Raw genomic sequence first — 20,801 nt, forward strand, 5'->3', positions numbered from 1 at the left:
AGGGTGGTAGGGGAAGGAAGCGGGAGCGTCACCCCAGCCCCGCCAGGCTCGCCGCGAGCTCATCCTGGCGGAACGGCTTGGCGAGGCGGGGCAGGTCGGGCGAGATGCCGTCAAGATCGGCATAGCCCGAGACGATCAGCGTCTTCACGCCAGGATGCCGCGTGCGAACCTCGCGCACCAGATCGGAGCCCTGCATCCCCGGCATCAGATGATCGGTGACCAGATAGTCGACGGGGTACCCCGCCAGATAGGCCAGCGCCTCGCGCGCGCCCTCCGCCTCGATCACGCGATAGCCCAGGTCGCGGAGCAGTTCGCCCGTGGCGGCGCGCACCGGCGCTTCGTCGTCGACCAGCAGCACGGTTCCCGCGGCGTCGCCGATCGACGCGGTGCGGGGCTGGTGTTCGGCATTGGGTTCGCCCTCCGCGACTGGAAGATAGAGCTCGACCAGCGTGCCGAGCCCCGGCTTGCTCGACAGCAGCATTGCCCCGCCGAGCTGCGAGACCAGCCCGTGGACCATCGACAGACCGAGCCCGGTGCCCTTGCCGATTCCCTTGGTCGAGAAGAACGGCTCGACAGCGCGCGCCATCGTCTCCTCGTCCATACCCGCGCCGGTATCGGCGACGCACAGCCGCACATAGTGTCCGGGCAGTAGCTCCGAGCGGTGTCCTTCCTCGAGCGTTTCGGGATGGACCGAAAGCGTCAGCTGGCCGCCATCGGGCATCGCGTCGCGCGCGTTGACCGCCAGGTTGAGCACCGCCATTTCAAGCTGGTTGGCATCGGCCAGCGCTGCGGGTACCGGCTCGGCCAGGTCGAGCCCCAGCTTGATCTGCGGCCCCGAGGTGCTCGCGATCAGATCGGACATGCCGGTGACCAGCGCGGCGAGGTCGACCGGGCCGGGGCGCAGCGGCTGGCGGCGCGCGAAGGCGAGCAGCCGCTGCACCAGCGTCCGCGCGCGCTCGGCCGATTCGAGCGCGGCGGCGACCCAGCGCTGCTCGCGCTCGCCCGCGATCCGCCGCCGCAGCAGGTCGAGGCTGCCGAGGATCGGGGTGAGCAGGTTGTTGAAGTCGTGCGCGACGCCGCCGGTGAGTTGCCCCAGCGACTCCATCTTCTGCGCCTGGCGCAGCGCCTCTTGCGCGCGCTCCAGTTCCTCGCGCCGCTCGACTTCCTCGGTCACGTCGCGGCCGATCACATAGGCTTCGCCCTGGCCGGTCGCGGCGCTCCAGGCGAAGCGCCGCCACGTCCCGTCCTTGGCGCGCAGCCGGGCGACGAAGTCGCGCAGCGGTGCCTGCGCCACCACGCGGATCGCCAGCGTCAATTGCTCGAATTCGTCGGGATGGAAGAAGCGGACGAAGCGCTCGCCCACCACCTCCTCGGGCGTGTAGCCGAGCAGCGGCGTCACCGCGGGATTGACCGCGCGGATTTCCCAGCGCTGGCCGATGACGAGAAACAAGTCCCCACTCAGCCGCCACATCCGGTCGCGCTCGGCGGTGCGCGCTGCAACCTGCTGCTCGAGCGTCTCGTTGAGCGCCTTGAGCGCCTCCTGCGCCTCGCGCCGCTGAGTCACGTCGCGGACGATTCCGGTGGTGCGGAGCGCCCAGCCTGCCGCGTCGCGCTCGACGATCCCGCGCGTCGCGATCCAGCGCACCCCGCCATCGGGACGAACGATGCGATATTCGGTGGCGAAGCTAGTGCCCGATCGGATCGCCTGGCGCACCGCCTCGACCGCCCGGTCGCGGTCGTCGGGATGGATCGTCCGCAGCCGCTGCTCGTCGGTGACGTCCTCGCCCTCCGCGACGCCGAGGATCTCGCAAGTCCGCGGCGACCAGCGCCCGCGCATCGTCTTCAGATCCCAGTCCCAGGTGCCGATCCGCGCGCCGACGACGGCAATCCGCAGCCGGCTCTCGCTCTCGCGCAACGCCGCCTCGGCGCGGACGCGCTCGATATGCGCCCAGCTCCGCTCGGTGACTTCGCGTAGCAGCCCGAGCTCGTCGGCCGTCCAGTGGCGCGGGGTGGTGTCGTGGATCGCCATCAGCGCGGTGAGCCGGCCTTCCTTGAGGAACGGCATGCAAATGATCGCGCGGCTGCCGATATCGGCAAACGCCTGCGCGCCGTCTTCGCCGAGCACGGCGGTGTCGTCGATGACCAGCGGATGGCCGTGCTTTAGGCTGACCATCGCGAGGGTGCCGAAGCTGGCGAGGCTGTAGCGCCCGACGATGCTCTTCACGTCGGCGCGGTGCCAGTCGCCACGGATGTTGAACATGTCCTCGTCGGGTTCCATGTCGGCATAGGCACAGTCCGAGCCGGCGAGATGCTCGCCGAGCAGCCGCGTCGTCACCGCCATCACGGCGTCGGCATCCCTGGCCTGCGCGGTTTCTCTCCCCAGCGTGTCGAGGAAGCGCAGTCGCGCCTCGTTTTTGCGGAGCGCCTGCTCAGCCTCGCGCCGGGCGACCGCGTTGCGCGTCCGTTCGGCGACGTCCTGGATCAGCTCGATCTCGTCCTCGGTCCAGGGCCGCGCCTCGGCATGGTTGAGGAACAACAAGGCGACGAAATCGCCCTGTTCGGTAACCGGCATATTGATGAAGGCCTGCGCGCTGATCGCCTTGAGGCGGTCGGCGGTGTCGCGGGTGCGCGGATCGAGCTCGGCGTCGGTCACCACCGCGGTGCGACCGGCCTTCAGGTCGTCGATATAGCTGCCGTAGTCGCGGAAGTTCAGCACCCCCGCGATGCTGTTCACCCCCGGCGCATTCCAGTCGCGCTCGATGCGGATCGTTTCGGCCTGGGTGTCGATCGTGCCGTATCCCGCGCGGCTCACCCCGAGCCGCTGCCCGAGCATCTCGGCGGCGGTATAGGCGATCTCGTCGGGATCCTCGACATCGCGAAAGCGGTCGGCCAGCTCGGCGAGGGCGTCGTGACGCCGCTCGATCACCCCGCGCGTCGTCTCGTTGGCGAGCACCAGCACGCCGCCGACGCCGCCGGCGTCGTCGATCGGGCTGTAGCTATAGGTCCAATATACCGGCTCGAGCTTTCCGTGGCGCTCGATCGGTACGAGCTGGTTGACGAGGTAGAGCGAGCCCGCGCCCGCATACACGCCCTCGATGTCGGCGCCGGCGATGTCCCACACTTCGGCCCAAATCACCCGCGCCTCCGCACCAAGCATCGCCGGGTGCTTCTCCGGCCCCAGCGACTTGGCGAAGGCGTCGTTGTAGAGGCAATAAAGCGGGGCACCCCAGAAGATCAGCGTCGGGTGGCCGGTGGTGAGCATCAGCCGCACCACGGTGCGCAGCCCCTGCGGCCAGCCTTCGGGCGGGCCCATCGGGTGGCCGGCCCAGTCGTGCGCGCGGATGCGCCGGCCCATCTCGCCGCCGCCTTCCAGAAAGTCTGCCGCGTATCCGCTGGTCATTCGTTCCGGAGCCCACTCCGTTCCCCGACCCGGGAATACTATCGCCAAGGCAACGTAAAACCAGCGGATTTTTGCGTAGTTGACGCCCGGCGACAGCCAGGGTTGTGGCATGCGTACAACGCTGTTGGCCAGAATATCCGATCGTGAGAACGTTCTTGAGAACGCTCTCAATGTATGCTCTAAGCCGTCGCATTGGAGCGATAGACTCCGCGAAAAGAGGGTGTTGGAAGGTGATTGCGTGCGCGCATGGTCGCGCTGCGCTTCGTCTCGGCCTGGGGCTAGACAGCGTTGTCAGCCCTCAGAAGCCGCCCTCGGCATACTGGCTGCATCGGCAGCGGCAGGGAGACGAGGGGCGATGATTTCCAGCTTCGATAGCGCCAGGCGGCCCTGCGCGGTCGCCCTTGCCGTTCGCGCGTCCGCGCCTGCATGCGGCGAGGCCCGTCCGCGGGCAGCCACCAACTGAATCGTGAAATGCCGCCGGAGCGCCGGCCGGCGCCTCGACGACAGAATTAGGCCGGGGGGCGCAAAAGAACGCTCCATCAGGCGAATTAGGGAGGAAGACCGAATGAAGAAGGGGTTATCAGGGGTACTCGTCGGGCTGCTCGCCACTACGGCGATGGTGGCGCCGGCCTGGGCGCAGGATGCGGCGCCGGGCGCCGCCGAGGACAATCAGGTCGTCGAGCAGGGCGAGGACATCGTCGTCACCGGCATCCGCGCCTCGCAGCAGGCGGCGGTCGACATCAAGCGCAACGAGACCGCGATCGTCGATGCGATCTCGGCCGAGGATATCGGCAAGCTGCCCGACGTGACGATCGTCGACGCGCTCCAGCGCATCTCCGGCGTCCAGATCCAGCGCAACGCGGGCGAAGGCTCGACGGTCAACATCCGCGGCCTGCCGCAGGTCATCACGCTGCTCAACGGCGAGCAATATCTGAGCGCGGGCAATCTCGGCACCGCGCAGCCGAACCTCAACGACGTCCCCGCCCAGCTGATGAGCTCGGTGGTGGTGTACAAGACGCAGGACCTGCGCAACGCGCTCTCGGGCATTTCGGGCACGATCGACCTGCGCACGCGCCGGCCGTTCGACCTCGACCGCGGCCTCGTCGTCTCGGCGCAGGGCGAATATCAGCGCGGTGCCAACACCAAGCACAACGACTATCTGTTCAGCGGCCTCGCCAGCTGGCGCAACGACACGATCGGCATCATGATCGGCGCCGCCAAGAGCAAGGCGATCCTGGGCAACAGCTATGCCGGCACCGGCGGCAGCGTGTTCGGCAAGAACGATTGGGGCGCCAGCGGTCCGAACTATGTCGAGCCGCACGGCTATGAATTCTTCAATCGCGAAGTCGAGCGCGACCGCCTAGGCATCAACGGCGCGATCCAGTTGAAGCTCGGCGAAGGCTTCACCGTCACCGGCGAGGTATTCCACACCGAGCTGACCGAGCACAATCGCGCTTCCGGCGTCAACATCTCGAACCGCTGGAACGGCCTGGGCTGGACCACGCCGACCAATTCGGCGCCCTCGGGCGTCCAGAGCGGTGGCCAGCCCTGGCTCGACGTCGACGAATATGACCTCGACGTGTGGTGGTTCAATTCCTTCTCGGTCAATCGCACCGCGAAGAACAAGTCGACCAACTACAATCTGTCGGTCGAGTATGACGAAGACGGGCCGTTCACCTTCTCGGCGCGCGCGCTCAAGTCGAACGCCAACATGCGCAGCATGAACGGCCAGGTGCAGGGCGATCTCAGCAATTGGCAGTACAGCCCGGACCGCGCCTTCACGCTGTTCCGCAACCCCGCGGACCGCACCCGCGGCACCTTCTATCCGGCGAGCATCGCGTCGCAATATCCGGCGTCGCAATATTCTAACGGAGTCATCGGCTCGAACGGCGGGCGCTACATCAATCCCAATCCGCTCGGCTACGGCTCGGATCCGCAGCTCCATCTCGACCTGCGCGGGAGCAATCCGGCGATCAGCGGCTTCGATCGGGTCGTCGGCGGGGGGCTGGGCGCCAACTCGACGCTCAAGGACTATATGTCCAACCTCGACAGCTACACCGTCGCGGCCTTCTCGTCCGAGGGCAACCAGGAAAACCATTCGGATCTCGGCGTCTTCCGCGCCGACGGCAGCTACGAGTTCGAGGACGGCGGGTTGTTCGGCCTGCTCGGGCGCGTCGATGTCGGCGTGCGCCGCTCGGATCGCTCGACCCAGATTCGCAACTTCCACCTGTTCTCGAACTTCTATGCGGGCAACGGGGCCAGCGTGGCGGGCGGCTGCTCGGCGCAGTGGAAGGCGATCGACGTCGTCATGAACCAGAACCAGTGCCAGGCGGGCGAGTTCGTCTCGAACCCGGCGTTCAATCCGGCGGGCACGATCGCCGCCGCGCCGGGCAATTGCGGCGATGGTGCGCCGAACACGGCGACCTGCTTCCAGGGCTATACGGTCAACCGCCCGACCAAGCTCAATGCGTACAACAACGTCCGCTTCCAGACCAATTGGGGCGGCGTGGTCAACGGCATGCCGGGCATGTGGGTGGTCGATCCCAAGGATTTCGACGACGTCGTCGCGTTCCAGAACCGGGTGTTCGGCAATACCGAGGAAGTGATCATTCCCGGTAACACCTATGATGTCGATCTGGTCGAGGAGAGCGCCTATCTTAACACGTCCTGGGCGACCGGCGGGTTCAAGCTGACCGGCGGGCTCAAGGTGATCAACACCAAGCTCACCGTGAAGCAGAACCTGACCGGCGAGACGCGCAACTATGGCGACACCAATCTCGATACCGGCGACGTGGTGACGCGGCGGTCGTACACCGACTTCCTGCCCACCGCGATCGCATCGTTCGACATCACGCCGAACCTCCGCGTCCGCGCGGCCTTCGCAAAGACGATGATCCCGCTCGATCTGGGCAGCTACGGCGGCGGCCTGACCATCAACACCGCCGACTCGCCGGGGCCGACGCCGGCCAACCCCAATGCGGCGCCGCTCGGCGTGCGGCAGGTGACGGGCGCCAGCTCGGGCGGCAATCCGCAGCTCAATCCGTGGCGGTCGAACAATTACGACCTGAGCCTCGAATATTATCTGGGCCGCGCGACGTTGTTCAACATCGGCCTGTTCAAGCTCGACATCAACAGCTTCATCGACTCAGGACAGACCACCGGCGAATTCCCCGACCAGGACGGCGTGATCCGCCGCACCGTGCCGGTGAACCAGCCGATCCAGGGCAAGGGCGGTTCGCTCCAGGGGCTCGAAGTCGGCGCCAAGATCGCGTTCAGCGACGTGTTCGACACGCCGTTCCTGCGCAATTTCGGTCTCGACGCCAACTACACCTATTCGGACTCCGAACAGCGCCGGCTCGACCTGACCGGCGAGCGGCTGCCATTCCAGGACAATTCGAAGCATCAGGTGAACCTGGTCGGCTGGTATCAGGACGACCATTTCCAGGCGCGCGTGGCGTACAACTACCGTACCAAGCGGCTGGCCTCGACGGTGGGCAACTACCAGATCGGCATGGATGGAACGACGCCGATCAACGGCACCATCCCGCTGTTCCAGGATACGAGCCAATATGTCGACGTGAACCTCACCTACAACGTCAACGATCAGATCGCGATCTACGCCAACGGTTCGAACGTGTTCGGCGAACGCGAGCGCTACTTCTTCCAGTTCGACGACGACTCGCGCCAGTACGCGTCGCAGAACCGGTTCGAGCCGCGTTATTCGGCGGGCGTGCGCGTCCGCTTCTAAGAGCCAACCCTCCTGGGCCGGCGGCCTCGCGCCGCCGGTCCATTTTTTGCGGTTTCGCTTGCGATACCGCTACCAAAAAGATCAGATGTCTTCATGAGCATTGGGGGAAGGCCAGCGAACGCGAACGCCATAGAGCGGGTCGTCATCGTGGGCGGAGGCACGGCGGGCTGGATGGCCGCGGCGGCGCTCTCGGCGCACCTTGCCGGCACCGGAGTCGCGATCACCCTGATCGAGAGCTCGGATATCGGCACGGTCGGCGTCGGCGAGGCGACGATCCCCACCATCCGCCGCTTCTACGCCGCGCTCGGCATGTCCGACGCCGAAGTGATGCAGGCGTGCGACGCCACTGCCAAGCTCGGCATCCGCTTCGTCGATTGGCTGCGCGACGGGCAAAGCTTCGTCCATCCCTTCGGCCGCTTCGGGCAGGATCTGAAGGGCCTTGATTTCCACCATTATTGGCTCAAGGCCCGCGCCGGGGGCGATCCCGCGCCGCTCGGCGACTATTCGCTGGGGGCGCTGCTCGCCGCGGAGGGCCATGCCACCTTGCCCGCGCCGGATCCCGGCTCGCAGCTCGGCATCTTCGATTGGGCGCTGCACTTCGATGCGGCGCTGTTCGCGCAGCATATGCGCCGCTTCGCCGAGCGCACGGGCGTCACGCGCATCGATGCGCGCATAACCGAGGTCGCGCTGCGTAGCGCGGACGGCTTCATCGAGGCACTGACCCTCGACAGCGGCGTGCTGGTGGAGGGCGATCTGTTCGTCGATTGCTCGGGCTTCCGCTCGCTGCTGCTCGGCGAGGCGCTGGGCGTCGGGTACGAGGACTGGGCGCACTGGCTGCTCTGCGACGGCGCCTTCGCGGTGCAGAGCGAGCGGGCAGGGCCGCCGCCTTCGTGCACCACCGTCACCGCGCGCAGCGCCGGCTGGCAATGGCGCATCCCGTTGCGGCAGCGCGAGGGCAACGGCCTGGTCTTTTCCAGCCGATTCCAGGGTGATGACGCGGCGCGCGAAGAACTGCTCGCAAACGTGCCCGGCAAGCCGACGATGGAGCCGCGAAAACTGCGCTTCACGCCGGGCCGCCGCAAGGCTGCCTGGGCAAAGAACTGCGTCGCGCTGGGCCTGGCCGCGGGCTTCCTCGAGCCGCTGGAATCGACCAGCATCGCGCTGATCGAGACCGGGATCGAGCGGCTCAAGCAGCTCTTCCCCGACAGGGACTTCGATCCCGCCGTCATCGCCGAATATAACGAGCAGTCCGGCGAGGAGATGGAGCGCGTTCGCGACTTCCTGATCCTTCACTACAAGCTCAATGGGCGGTCCGGCGCCTTCTGGCAGGCGTGCCGCGATATGGCGGTGCCCGACAGCCTGGACGCCAAGCTGGCGCTGTGGCGCGCCCGCGGCGCCTTCGTCCGCTATCGCTGGGAGATGTTTTCGCCCGCGAGCTGGCTCGCGATCTATGCCGGGTTCGAGGATCTGCCGACGCGGCTGGATCCTGCCGTTGCCGGAGTGAGCGATGCCCAGCTCACGCGTTCGCTAGAAGCGATGCGCCGCTCGCTCCGCGACACCGTTGCCGATACGCCCACGCATCAGGAGTTCCTCGAGATCATGGACGCCGCAGCCGCGCAGGGCAGGGCGGCATGAAGGCCCCCGACGCGCTCCGGAAGGTCTGCATCGTCGGCGGCGGCACCGCCGGCTGGATCGCCGCGGCGGTGATGGCGCACCACTTCAAGGGCGAGCTCTTCGAGATCGAACTGGTCGAAAGCGACGATATCGGCACGATCGGCGTCGGCGAGAGCACGATCCCGCCCTTCATGGAGCTGATCGCCAAGCTCGGCATCAATGAGCAGGACTTCGTTCGCGCGACCCAGGCGAGCTTCAAGCTCGGCATCGAGTTCGAGGACTGGCACCGCAAGGGCGAGCGCTATTTCCATCCCTTCGGCACGATCGGCCAGCAGGTCGAACTCAGCGAATTCTACCAATGCTGGCTCAAGGCCAAGCTCAGCGGCCAGCCCTTCGAGTTGATGGACTTCGCCCCCGCCGCCGCGATGGCGCGCGAAGGCCGCTTCATGCTGCCGTTCAAGGCGCACAAGACACCGATCGGCGGCGCGGCCTATGCGCTGCATGTCGATGCCAAGCGCGTCGCGCAATTCCTGCGGGCGCATGCCGAGGAACGCGGCGTCAGGCGCACCGAAGGCATCGTCTCGGACGTCGCGCTCGACGATCGCGGGTTCGTTTCGACGCTGACGCTCAAGGACGGCCGCGAAGTAACTGCGGACTTCTTCATCGATTGCTCCGGCTTCCGCGCGCTGCTGATCGAGAAGGCGCTCGGCGTCGGCTATGAGGATTGGTCGCAGTGGCTGTTCTGCGATCGCGCGATCGCCGCGCAGACCCGGAATGTCGGCTCGCCGCGACCCTACACGCTGGCGCACGCACAGGACTATGGCTGGCGATGGCGCATCCCGCTCCAGCACCGCACCGGCAACGGCCATGTCTTCTGCTCGGAGTTCCTGTCAGACGACGCGGCGACGCGTATCCTGCTCGACCAGGTGGAGGGCGAGGTCGTTGCCGGGCCGATGGTGGTGCCGTTCAAGACCGGGGTGCGCGACAAGATCTGGCACAGGAACGTGCTGTCGCTCGGGCTCGCCTCGGGGTTCATCGAGCCGCTCGAATCCACCGCGATCCACCTGATCTATCGCGGGATGGATTTCTTCTTCCGCTTCTTGCCAGATCGCCATTGCGACCCGCGGCTGGCTGCCGAATATAACCGCCGCATGGCCGCGGACTATGTCGAGATCCGCGACTTCATCGTCCTTCATTATTGCACCACGCAGCGCGACGACACGCCGTTCTGGCGCAAGTGCCGTGACATGAAGCTGCCCGACAGCCTCAACGAGCGGATCGAGCTGTTCCGCGCCAACGGCGTGCTGCGCGAGGGGCATGACGAGCTGTTCCGCGCAGTGAGCTGGCAGTCGGTGCTCGACGGGATGGGCATCCGCCCCGCGACCTGGCACCCGCTGGTCGATCGCATCGACGAGACCTGGCTGTTCGACGCGATGCGCAACCACCGCGATCAGCTCGACCAGGTCGCGGCGACCCTGCCGACGCATCAGGCCTTCATCGACGCGCACTGCCGCGCCGAGCCGATCGACCTAGGCTGATGCACCAGAAGCGCGCGATCACGATCAAGGACGTCGCGGCCGAGGCGGGTGTCTCGTTCCAGACGGTGTCGCGCGTCATCAACAACGGCCCTAACGTCACCCCGGCAATGCGCGAGCGGGTGATGAACGCGGTCGACAAGCTCGGCTATGTCCCCAGCCTCGCCGCGCGGCGGCTGGGCGGATCGCGCTCGTATCTGGTGCTCGCGTTCAACGATCGCCGCCCTACGCTCGAAGGCTGGCAGTCGCGGCGCGGCAACGACTGGGTCGATCAGATGCTCTATGGCGGCATGCTGAAGTGTGCCGAGCATGGCTATCGCATGCTGTTCGAGCTGGTCGATTCCCATTCGGACGCGCTGGAGGCGCAGGTCCGGGCCGCGATCTCGGCGCTCCATCCCGACGGCGTGATCCTCACGCCCCCGCACAGCGACGACGCACGGATCACCGAACTGCTCCACCAGGGTGGTCTCACTTTCGCGCGGCTCGGCTCGCGCCGCGAAGGGGAGGGCTTCGCGGTCTATATGGACGACGAGGCGGCAGCGCGCGCCGCGACCAAGTACCTGCTCGATCTGGGCCACACTCGCATCGCCTATATCGAGGGGCACCCCGAGTATGCGATCAGCGGCGACCGACTGCGCGGGTTTCGTGGCGCGATCGAGAGCAGGGGGCTGGCGATCCGCCCCGAATATCTCCAGCCCGGCGATTTCACGTATGAGGCGGGAACCCGGGCGATGGCGACACTCGCGAAGCTCGACCCGCCGCCAACCGCGGTGCTCGCGAGCAGCGACGAAGTCGCGCTCGGCGTGCTGCATGCCGCGGCGCCGCTCGGCCTGTCGATTCCGCGCGACCTGTCGATCGTCAGCTTCGACGACACGCCGACGATGCGGATGAGCGTGCCGTCGCTGACCGCAATCCGCCAGCCGATCGCGGCGATGACGGCCAAGGCCGCCGAACTGCTGATCGAGGCGAAGGCCAAGGGGCTCGAGGGCAGCAGTCGCCACTTGTTGCCCTTCGAATTCATCGTCCGCGATTCGACCGCGCAGCCGCGTTGACTTGCGGCAGGGGCGCGACGATGGTCGCGCTTCCAATGTCCACGTCTCCCCGCCGTTTCATCCTGCTCTATGCGCTTGCGTATGCGGGACTTTTCGTCAGCTTCATTCCCTTCGTGTCGGTGCTGCTGCCGCTCAAGGTGACGGCCGTGGCGGATGGCGACAACCGGGTGGCGCTGCTCAGCGCCGCGGCACTGGGTGGGGCGGCGGTGGCGAGCGTCGCCAACCTGGTCTTCGGCGCGCTGAGCGACCGTACCTATCGCATCCGCGGCACGCGGCGACCGTGGATCGTCGCCGGGCTCGTCCTGCTGTGCGTCGCGTATGGCTGGTTCCACTGGAGCCAGACCAGCGCGTCGATGCTGGGCGCGGTGGGGCTGCTCCAGATCGCGATCAACATGATGTTTGCTCCCGTTGGCGCGATCATGGCCGACGAAGTGCCCGATGCGCAAAAGGGCTTGGTCGCCGGACTGATGGGCGCGGCGCATCCTTTCTCCTCGCTCGTCGCAGTAATGGTGACCCTGCGCGGGATCGGGTCGGAGGGGCTACGGTATGGCCTGCTCTGCGCGATCATCGCTGCGCTGGTCGTGCCGCTGCTCGTGCTGCTGCGCGAGCGCCGCGATCCGCTGCCCGAGCCGCCGCCGGCGCTGCGGGTGCGCCGCCGCGCAGATTTCGCGCGGATCTGGATCGCTCGGGTGTGCGTCCAGATCGCGGGTAACGGGTTGTCGACGTATGGATTGTTCTACTTCCTGGCGGTGACCGGCACGCGCATTCCCGACAAGCATCATGCCGCGGCGGCGAGCGAAGGCGTTGCGGCGGTCTTCGCGACGGTGACGATCGTTGCGCTGCTGCTGACGATTGGCGCGGGCCGCCTCTCCGACCGGACGATGCGCCGGAAACCCCTTCTCGGCGCAGGCGCGGCGCTGATGACCGCGGGGCTGCTGGTAATGGCGGTGGCGACGACCATGCCGGTCGCGGCAATGGGCTATGGCGCGGCGATGGCGGGAATGTCGGTGTTCCTCGCGCTGCAGTCGGCGCTCGCGATGCAGCTGCTGCCCTCGCCGCGGCATCGCGGGCGGGACCTGGGCATCCTCAACCTGACCAACACGTTGCCCGCGATGGTCGCGCCGCTGCTCGCGCTAGCGCTCACGCCGGACAGAGCGGGCTATGGTCCCTGGCTGCTGGTGCTCGCGCTGGGCGTGCTTGTGGGCGGTGCCGTGGCAATGACGGTCAGGACGCAGGACTGAGCGCGCGGCCCTTTTCGGAGAGGCTGCGGAAGGTGATCGACCAGCGCGGCAGGTCCATCGGCGCGATGCTGTGCTCCCAGCCGTACCGCGCCTCGCCCGAGAGGTGATAGACCGAGCGGGGCGGCAGCGGCACGGCGAAGCGATCGAACCCGCCCGGCCGTCGCCGCCGGAACCGCATCGTGGCCGGATTGCCGAGCGACACGCCGACGACATGCTCGAACACCGGCCGGTCCCTGTGCCAGCCGATCCCGGCGCCGGGATCGTAGCGTGTGAGGAGGGCATGCTCGAATTCGCCGGCGGGCAGCCCGGCAAAAGCCGCCGCCTGGTCGCGCAGCGGCAACAGCCATCCGGGCAGCGGCGTGCCGCGGCTGAAGCTGGCATCGTCGAAGTCATAGCGCCAGCCGAAGCTCGTCGTCAGCCGCTTGCCCAGCCAGCCCTGGAAGCGGAAGGGCTGAAGATCGAGCGCGTCGATCGCGGCCATCAGGTCGCGCTCCGCATCGAGCGAAATCAGCGCGTCGCGCGCGCGAAGGCCGGGAAGGGCGGGCGGGTCAAAGAGATCCGAACGGAAGACGAAGCTGCTCACGTAAATTTCCGAAACCGTCCGATCGGGCTGGGATTTCGCGGTTATTTGGCCAGGCCGGCCGGGCAAGGGACGCCATGGCCGGCAAGAAAGTTTTTCTTATTAAAATGCGTTAGGATTCCGACTGATAGCAGTTGCAACAATCGCAGCCGAGGCATAGCGATGGCCCGGTGAAGGACCAAATGATTGCTGAAGTCGACCGCGCGTCGGTGTTTCTCAAGGCGCTGTCGGGACGTAGCCGCTTGTTGCTGTTGTGCCATCTCTGGGAGGGCGAACAGTCGGTCGGGGAGCTTGCGCGGCTTACCGGCGCGCGCGACACCGCCGTTTCGCAGCAGCTCGCGCTGCTCCGCCGCGAAGGGATGGTCACGGCGCGTCGCTCTGGCCAGATGATCTTCTACTCGCTGGCCAGCCCGGAGGCGAAGCGCATGCTCGAATCGCTTCACGCGCTGTTCTGCGGCGAAGCGCTGGAAGCCGCGGCGTAAAGCCGCTCCACATCCTCGCGGCGCACCAGTTCGGTGCCGGGCGTCAGCAGCGCCGCCGCCCCCGTGGCGACGCCATATAATAGCGCCTCGTCGAGCAGTTTGCCGCCCGCAAGCGCGAGGGTGATCCCGGCGACCATGGCGTCGCCGGCGCCCACGGCGCTGCCGGCGGGGACTTCGATTGCGGGAAGCCGCAGCTCGACGTCTTCCGAGACGAGCAGCGCGCCGTGCTCACCCATCGAGATCACCACGACGTCGGCGAAGCCACGCTGCATCAGCTCGCGCGCGGCCGCGCATTGGTCTGCTTCGCTCTCCAGCGTGCGGCCGACCAGGTCCTCGACTTCGCGCAGGCTCGGCTTGATCAGATAGGTGCAGCTCCCCTCGAGCGCGGCGAGCGCCGGGCCCGAGGTGTCCACCACCAGCCGGGCGCCGATCTTGCCGCACAGCGCGCAAAGCCGGTGGAAGATCTTCGGGTCGCAATCGGGCGGCAGGCTGCCGCTGGCGACGATATAAGCGGGCGGGCCGTCGATCCCGGTCACTGCCGCGAGCAGCTTGTCGAGCTCGTCGTCGCTCAGTGTCGGGCCGGGCAGGACGAAGCGATATTGCTCGCCGCTTTCTGTCTCGTCGACGGTTAGGCTCTCGCGCAGCGCGCCGGCGATCGGGACCGGGAGGATCGGCACGCCGGTCTCGCGCAACAACGCCTCGAAGGTCGCGCCGGTGGCGCCGCCGCAGGGGAATACCGCCACGACCTCGCCGCCAAGCGCATGGACGACGCGCGCGACGTTGATCCCGCCGCCGCCGGGCTCGGAGAGCGGCGCCTGGCAGCGCAATTTGTGAGTCGGGTGGACCTTGCCGGTGCTGGTGGAGACGTCAAGCGCCGGATTGAGCGTGAGCGTCGCGATCCCGGGCATCAGCGTCGCCGGTCAAGCACGCCGCGCGCGGCGGGGACGATCAGGTCGATCGGGCGGTTGACGCGCATCCGATGCCAGCTCGACAATTCGCCGACCGACCGCCGCGATTGCTCGCGCACCACTTCGGGGGTCGCATCCGAGGCGTCGCTTTGGCGCGCGGACACCCGGGCGATCCGGTCACGCTCGGGCGCCTCGAGCCAGAGGCCGGTGAAGGGCACGCCGCGGCGGAAGGCGATCGCCTCGGCCACGTCGCGCTCGCTGCGGCTCATGAACACGGCGTCTAGGATCACCGAGCTCCCGCAGGAGAGATGGTCGTCGGCCGATTCGAACAGGGCTTCATAGGTTTCCTCGTCGCTATGCCGAGTGTAATGCGCGGGCGGCAGCCGGGTTTCCGGAGCGAGGCCGGCGAGGCGCTTGCGGAACACGTCCGATCGCAGCACCCGCGCGCCGGGCGCCCGGCCGAGCCGCGCGCCGAGCAGCCGCGAGAGGGTCGACTTGCCGGTGCCCGAAAGCCCGCCGACTGCGACGAGGTGCGGCGGCGCGGGTGCGAGTGCGGCATCGTCGCCGGCGCGCAGCGAGACGAACAGCGGCAGTAGCGACCAGCCGGTCGCACCCTGGGGCGCGATGTCGAGATAGCGGTTGGCGAGGATATTGGCTTCGCCGGTGCGGGCCTGGCGGATCAGCGTGGCGAGGGTTCCGGCGAGGTCGAACAGGATGTCCGCGGGCGCGTCGGCGAGTTGGCGCACCCGCCTGGCGGTACCGCGGCGCTGGAGATTGTCCCGCTGGCGCTCGATCTCGCGCCGCTGGGCGTCTGAGGCCGCGAGCTTCTGGAGCGCGGCGAGGAAAATACGACCGTCGCCGACCGGGGCACGGGCATGCGCGCTGGCGAGCGCATCGGTGAAGGCGTGCAGCGCGGACGCGTCGAGCCCGCCCTGTTCGAGCCGAATGTCCAGCGAAGCAGTTTCCGTCGCGGCCATCTGGGCTCTCCCTTGCGCTCCCCTTAATGGCGCCGCGCGACCCTGGCACCGCTTTTCTGAACGGGGGCTAACCAAGAATTCCCTAACGGCGGTGGGGCGGGGTTCAGCCCTTTCGCGCTGCCGCCGCGGCGAAGCGCCGTGCCAGCACTTCGCGCAGCGGCTTGGCACGGAATTGCGCGTCATAGGGCGTGGCGCGCTTGATGCCGCCATCGGGGCGCGGGCTGAAGCCGTTGAGCCAGCCATATTTGTCGCACATCCCCCAGACGAGCACGTCGCGGAGTTGGGGATAGTCGAACAGGATCGACAGATAGGCATCGGCATAAGCGGCGACCGCGGCGTCGCGGGTGACGATATCGTCGGGCAGTCCCTTGTCGTTGACGTCGAATTCGGTGACGACGAGCTTGTAGCCCATCGCCGTCACCCCATCGAGGAAGCGGCGCCATTCGCCTTCCTGGCGGGCGGCCGATCCGCGCACATCGCGGTCATAGGCCCCGATATGCGATTGCACGCCGAGCGCATCGACGGGGACGCCGCGTTTGCGGAAGCCGTCGAGCAGGCGGAGCACGCCGGCGCGGTGCGCCTCGTTGCCGGGCTCCCAGCTCATATAGTCGTTATAGACCAGCTCGACGCCCGGCGCGTGTGCGCGGGCGGCATGGAAGGCGAAGTCGACCATCGCATCAGCGTCGCCGAACGCGCGGGAGAGCGACGTTTCGCGCTGCTGGCCGGTCTTCTCGTCGATCGTCTCGTTGACCACGTCGAAGCTGGTGATGCGACTGCCGTAGGTGCGGCAGACCGAGCGGATGTGGAAGTCGAGCAGGCTCTCGGCCTCGGCGCGCGGATTGGCGCCGAAGTCGTATTGGTTGAGCCATTTGGGAAAATATTGCGCCTTGTGCCAAAGCAAGGTGTGGCCGCGCATCGCCATGCCCTTGGCCTCGGCATAGTCGAGGATCGGTTGGAAGCGGGTGAAGTCGAACAAATGCTTCTCAGGGCGGACCTGCTGCCATTTGAGCTCGTTCTCGGGGACGAGGATACCGCAATCCCGTTCGAGTAGCGCGGCATATTCCGGATTGGCGAACGAGCCGGCATCGGCGCCGCGCGGGCGCCACGCGACGCACGATCCGAAGCGCATGTTCTTGGCCTTGGCGAGCGCATGGAGCGAAGCGGCGGGCTGGGCGAAGGCGGGCGCGGCGACCGCGCACGCGGCGGCGGCAAGCAGTTCGCGGCGAGTCACTCGGGTCATCCTGTCGTCTCCCCTAACGCCTTCTGATAGCGCTACCAGAAGCGAGCTGCTATCGACTTGTCAACGCGCGGCGGACGATCGCGCATCGAGAGGATCGAAATGCGTCGCTTGCTTGCCCTGATGCTCGTGTGCCTGAGTCTCGCGCTGCCCGCGCATGCCGAAACCGGATACGACCTGTGGCTGCGCTACCGGCCGGTCGAGCCGGCGTGGCAGCAACGCTATGCGGGGCGGGTCAGCCATTATGTCGTGGCCGACCGGCCGACGCTGATCGCCGCGACGGACGAGCTGCGCCGCGGAGTCGCGGGGATGCTGGGGTACGAGCCGGTGGGGCGCGAGACGGTGATGGGCGATGGCGCGGTGGTGCTCGGCACCGGCGCCTCGCCGCTGATCGCGCCGCTCGGCCTGCCGCTCGCGAAGCTGGGGCGCGAGGGCTTCCTCATCCGCAGTGCGACGATCGAGGGGCGGCGCGTGACGGTGATCGCGGGCAACGCCGACATCGGGGTGCTCTATGGCGTTTTCCGCTTCCTCAAGCTGATCCAGACGCGCCAGCCGATCGACGCTCTCGATGTTTCGGACGCGCCGAAGCTCCGGTTGCGGGTGCTAAACCATTGGGACAACCTCGATCGCTATGTCGAGCGCGGCTATGCGGGGCAATCGATCTGGGACTGGCAGAAGCTGCCCGGCCATCTCGACCCGCGCTACACCTATTATGCCCGTGCCAATGCCTCGATCGGAATCAACGGCACGGTGCTGACCAACGTCAATGCCAATGCCGATGCGCTGCGGCCGGAGTGGCTGGCGAAGGTCAAGGCGCTCGCCGGCGTGTTCCGGCCCTATGGCATCAAGGTGTACCTCACCGCGCGCTTTTCGGCGCCGATCGAGCTGGGCGGGCTGAAGACCGCCGATCCGCTCGACCCGCAGGTGGCGGCCTGGTGGAAGGCCAAGGTCGACGAGATCTATCGGCTCATTCCCGATTTTGGCGGCCTGCTGGTCAAGGCGAATTCGGAAGGGCAGCCGGGGCCGAACGATTACAAGCGCAGCCATGCCGACGGCGCCAACATGCTCGCCGATGCGCTCGCGCCGCATGGCGGTACGCTGATGTGGCGCGCGTTCGTCTACGCCGCCGAGAACCCGGACGATCGCCACAAGCAGGCGTACACCGAGTTCGCGCCGCTCGACGGCAAGTTCCGCGACAACGTCCTCGTCCAGGTCAAGAACGGCGCGATCGACTTCCAGCCGCGCGAGCCCTTCCATCCGCTGTTCGGCGCGATGCCGCGGACGCCGCTGATGATGGAATTCCAGATCACCAAGGAATATCTCGGCTTCGCCACGCACCTCGCCTATCTCGGCACGATGTGGGAGGAGGTGCTGCAGGCCGACACCTTCCGTCCGCGAAAGGGGACGAGCGTTGCCCAGGTACTCGAGAGCGGCGCAACGACTGGGATGGCGGGAGTCGCCAATATCGGCAGCGACAGCAACTGGTCGGGATCGCAGTTCGACCAGGCGAACTGGTATGCGTTCGGCCGCTTCGCCTGGGATCCCGACGCCAGGGCGGAGCCGATCGCGCGCGACTGGGCGGCGATGACCTGGGGCAATGATCCTGCCGTCACCGGCCCGATCGTCGGCATGATGATGGCATCGCGCGAGGCGGTGGTCGATTACATGACGCCGCTCGGGCTTGGCCATCTGATGGCGACCGGGCATCATTACGGCCCGGGGCCCTGGGTCGCCGATCTGGCGCGACCCGAATGGAACCCGACATACTACCACAAGGCGGATGCGAGCGGGATCGGCTTCGACCGGACCCGGACTGGCACCGACGCGGTCGGCCAATATGCCGCACCGGTCGCAGCGCAGTTTGGCGATGGGAAGCGCGTGCCCGAGAAACTGCTGCTGTGGTTCCATCATGTGCCGTGGGGCCATCGCATGCGATCGGGACGCAGCCTGTGGGACGAGCTGGTCACGCGCTACGATCGCGGCGTCGCGGGGGTAGCGGCGATGCAGGCCGACTGGACCGCGCTGGAAGGCAAGGTCGACGATCGCCGCTGGCGCGAGGTACGCGACTTCCTGGCGATCCAGCGCGACGAGGCGCAGTGGTGGCGCGACGCCTCGATCGCCTACTTCCAGTCGGTGTCGAAACGGCCACTGCCCGCTGGCCACGCCGCGCCGGCGCATCCGCTCGACTGGTACAAGGCGATCCGGACGCCCTACGCGCCGGGCAACGGCAAGTAGCACCGCCAATTCATTCAGGAGCATTGTGCGACATGAGACGCCTTACCTTTCTGGCCTTCCTCCTGGCCACGCCCGCGGCGGCGCAGCCGGTCGCGAGCTTCGACTGGTTCGAATATCGCGGCGAAGATCCGGTCGATCGCGCGGCGCCTGCGCCGAACCAGTATCGCAACCCGATCCTGCAGGGCTTCTATCCCGACCCCAGCGTCACCCGTGTCGGTAGCGATTTCTACCTCGTCACCTCGACCTTCAGCTATTTCCCCGGCATCCCGGTGTTCCACAGCCGCGACCTGGTCAGCTGGACCCAGATAGGCAATGCGATCGACCGGCCGGAGCAGCTTGATTTCAAGCAGCTCGGGCTGTCGCGCGGGGTGTTCGCGCCGACGATCCAGGCCAAGGCGGGCACCTTCTACATTCTCAACACGTGTGTGGATTGCGGCGGCAATTTCCTGATCACTGCGAAGAACCCGGCCGGACCCTGGTCCGATCCGGTATGGCTGCCGGATCTCGAGGGCGGGATCGACCCGTCGCTGTTCTTCGACACCGACGGCAAGACCTGGATCCTCAACAACGGCCCGCCCGAGGGCACGCCGCAATATCAGGGCCACCGCGCGATCTGGATCCAGCAGTTCGACTTGAAGGCGCTCAAAACGATCGGACCGCGGAAAGTGCTGGTCAACGGCGGGGTCGATTTCTCCACTAAGCCGATCTGGATCGAGGGCCCCCACATCTTCAAGAAGGGCGGCTGGTACTATCTAAGCTGTGCCGAAGGCGGGACCGCCGAGGGGCATAGCCAGGTGATACTGCGCTCGAAGACCGTCACTGGACCTTACGAAGCTAACCCGGAAAATCCGATCCTTACGCAGCGGGGGCTGGACGCCGACCGGGAAAACCCGATTACGTCGGCCGGCCACGCCCAACTCGTCACCACGCCTGACGGGAAGTGGTGGGCGACGTTCCTAGCGGTGCGCCCCTATGCCGGCGACTTCTATTCGACCGGGCGCGAGACTTTCCTGATGCCCGTTTGGTGGCAGGGCGGTTGGCCGCGGATTACCTGGCCGGGGCAGACAATTCCCTGGACTGCGACGCGGCCTGCGCTGCCGATCCCGCCCGCGCCGCCTGTGCCGACGAGCGGGGGCTTCACCGTCCGTGACGATTTCGACGGCGCCAAGCTGCCGCCATATTGGATGATGCTGCGCAACCCGCGCAGTGCCTGGTATGCGCTGGAAGGCGGCGCAGTGAAGCTCCAGGCGCGCCCGGTTGGGCTCGGCGACAATGCCAACCCTTCCTTTCTCGCGCGGCGCCAGCAGCACGTGAACGCCAGCGCCGAGACAGTGGTGCGGTTCACGCCGGAGAAGGATGGCGACCGCGCCGGGATCGCGGTGCTCCAGAACGATGACTATTGGTTCTTCCTCGGTCTGAAGCAGGTCCAGGGCCGGCTGGTACTTGCGATCGATCGCCGCGAGGGACCGTCGATGGCAGCAGCGGGCGAGACTGCGACGACGCTAGACGCCGCGACCTTCGGCATCGCCCCGGGCAATCCGCTCGCGCTGCGCATCGAAGTGAAGGGCAATCGGTATGTGTTTTCCTACGCCCGGCTGCTCGGCAGCCCCGATGCGCCGATGCTCGCCTGGCGCCCGCTCACCCAGTTGACTACCGATGCGCTGACAACCAAGACGGCGGGCGGGTTCGTCGGTTCGGTGTTCGGAATGGTCGCAGAAAGCGGGAAGTAACGGGCGCCATCGCCGGCCAATCCGTCACCCCGGCCTTGTGCCGGGTCACGGATTGGTGCCGC

13 protein-coding genes are annotated in these 20,801 nt (G+C 67.2%); 8 read left to right on the top strand and 5 right to left on the bottom strand.

Annotated elements, in window-relative coordinates; genetic code table 11:
- Positions 1–28: 28 nt before the first annotated feature.
- The gene (locus RZN05_RS01545) at positions 29–3,400 is read right to left on the bottom strand and encodes a PAS domain-containing protein (RefSeq protein WP_317224867.1); all 3,372 of its coding nucleotides are present in this window, start codon (positions 3,398–3,400) and stop codon (positions 29–31) included.
- 565 nt (positions 3,401–3,965) lie between these two features.
- Here RZN05_RS01545 and RZN05_RS01550 point away from each other — a divergent pair.
- From RZN05_RS01550 to RZN05_RS01570, 5 genes are all read left to right on the top strand, one after another.
- Complete coding sequence (locus tag RZN05_RS01550; RefSeq protein WP_317224868.1) at positions 3,966–7,148, top strand: TonB-dependent receptor; 3,183 nt, start codon at positions 3,966–3,968, stop codon at positions 7,146–7,148.
- 93 nt (positions 7,149–7,241) lie between these two features.
- On the top strand, positions 7,242–8,783 hold the full coding sequence (locus RZN05_RS01555; protein WP_317224869.1) for a tryptophan halogenase family protein: 1,542 nt from the start codon (positions 7,242–7,244) through the stop codon (positions 8,781–8,783).
- A complete protein-coding gene (locus tag RZN05_RS01560) occupies positions 8,780–10,300 on the top strand; it encodes a tryptophan halogenase family protein (RefSeq protein ID WP_317224870.1) in 1,521 nt (506 codons plus the stop codon). The genes RZN05_RS01555 and RZN05_RS01560 overlap by 4 nt, the downstream gene beginning before the upstream one ends.
- Positions 10,300–11,349 (top strand): LacI family DNA-binding transcriptional regulator, encoded by a 1,050-nt coding sequence (locus RZN05_RS01565; RefSeq protein WP_317224871.1) that lies wholly within the window; start codon positions 10,300–10,302, stop codon positions 11,347–11,349. Before RZN05_RS01560 ends, RZN05_RS01565 begins: the two co-directional genes overlap by 1 nt.
- Before the next feature lie 35 nt (positions 11,350–11,384).
- Positions 11,385–12,590 (top strand): MFS transporter, encoded by a 1,206-nt coding sequence (locus RZN05_RS01570; RefSeq protein WP_317224872.1) that lies wholly within the window; start codon positions 11,385–11,387, stop codon positions 12,588–12,590.
- Here RZN05_RS01570 and RZN05_RS01575 read toward each other — a convergent pair.
- Positions 12,574–13,173 carry an alpha-ketoglutarate-dependent dioxygenase AlkB gene (locus RZN05_RS01575; RefSeq protein WP_317224873.1) on the bottom strand — a complete coding sequence of 200 codons (600 nt, stop codon included), beginning with the start codon at positions 13,171–13,173 and terminating at the stop codon, positions 12,574–12,576. The two genes, RZN05_RS01570 and RZN05_RS01575, sit on opposite strands and share 17 nt — an antisense overlap.
- A gap of 167 nt (positions 13,174–13,340) precedes the next feature.
- Here RZN05_RS01575 and RZN05_RS01580 point away from each other — a divergent pair, with 167 nt between their 5' ends.
- Entirely contained in the window at positions 13,341–13,652 is a 312-nt protein-coding gene (locus RZN05_RS01580; RefSeq protein ID WP_317224874.1) for an ArsR/SmtB family transcription factor, read from the top strand.
- On the opposite strand, the gene RZN05_RS01585 is transcribed toward RZN05_RS01580, so the two are convergent.
- The 3 genes from RZN05_RS01585 to RZN05_RS01595 form a co-directional block, all read right to left on the bottom strand.
- On the bottom strand, positions 13,610–14,560 hold the full coding sequence (locus RZN05_RS01585) for a 1-phosphofructokinase family hexose kinase (protein WP_317224875.1): 951 nt from the start codon (positions 14,558–14,560) through the stop codon (positions 13,610–13,612). The two genes, RZN05_RS01580 and RZN05_RS01585, sit on opposite strands and share 43 nt — an antisense overlap.
- Positions 14,560–15,537: an AAA family ATPase gene (locus RZN05_RS01590; RefSeq protein WP_317224876.1), complete on the bottom strand. Its 978-nt coding sequence runs from the start codon at positions 15,535–15,537 to the stop codon at positions 14,560–14,562. The genes RZN05_RS01585 and RZN05_RS01590 overlap by 1 nt, the downstream gene beginning before the upstream one ends.
- 103 nt (positions 15,538–15,640) lie before the next feature.
- Positions 15,641–16,777 (bottom strand): endo-1,4-beta-xylanase, encoded by a 1,137-nt coding sequence (locus RZN05_RS01595; RefSeq protein ID WP_317224877.1) that lies wholly within the window; start codon positions 16,775–16,777, stop codon positions 15,641–15,643.
- A gap of 99 nt (positions 16,778–16,876) precedes the next feature.
- On the opposite strand from RZN05_RS01595, the gene RZN05_RS01600 reads away from it, so the two are divergent.
- Positions 16,877–19,009, top strand: coding sequence for an alpha-glucuronidase family glycosyl hydrolase (locus RZN05_RS01600; RefSeq protein ID WP_317224878.1), 2,133 nt, complete (start codon positions 16,877–16,879; stop codon positions 19,007–19,009).
- Positions 19,010–19,041: 32 nt separating this feature from the next.
- Positions 19,042–20,739, top strand: a complete 1,698-nt coding sequence (locus tag RZN05_RS01605) for a glycoside hydrolase family 43 protein (RefSeq protein WP_317224879.1) — start codon at positions 19,042–19,044, stop codon at positions 20,737–20,739.
- Positions 20,740–20,801 lie beyond the last annotated feature (62 nt).

The organism is Sphingomonas sp. HF-S4 (genome assembly GCF_032911445.1).
GTDB classification, from domain to species: Bacteria; Pseudomonadota; Alphaproteobacteria; order Sphingomonadales; family Sphingomonadaceae; genus Sphingomonas; species Sphingomonas agrestis.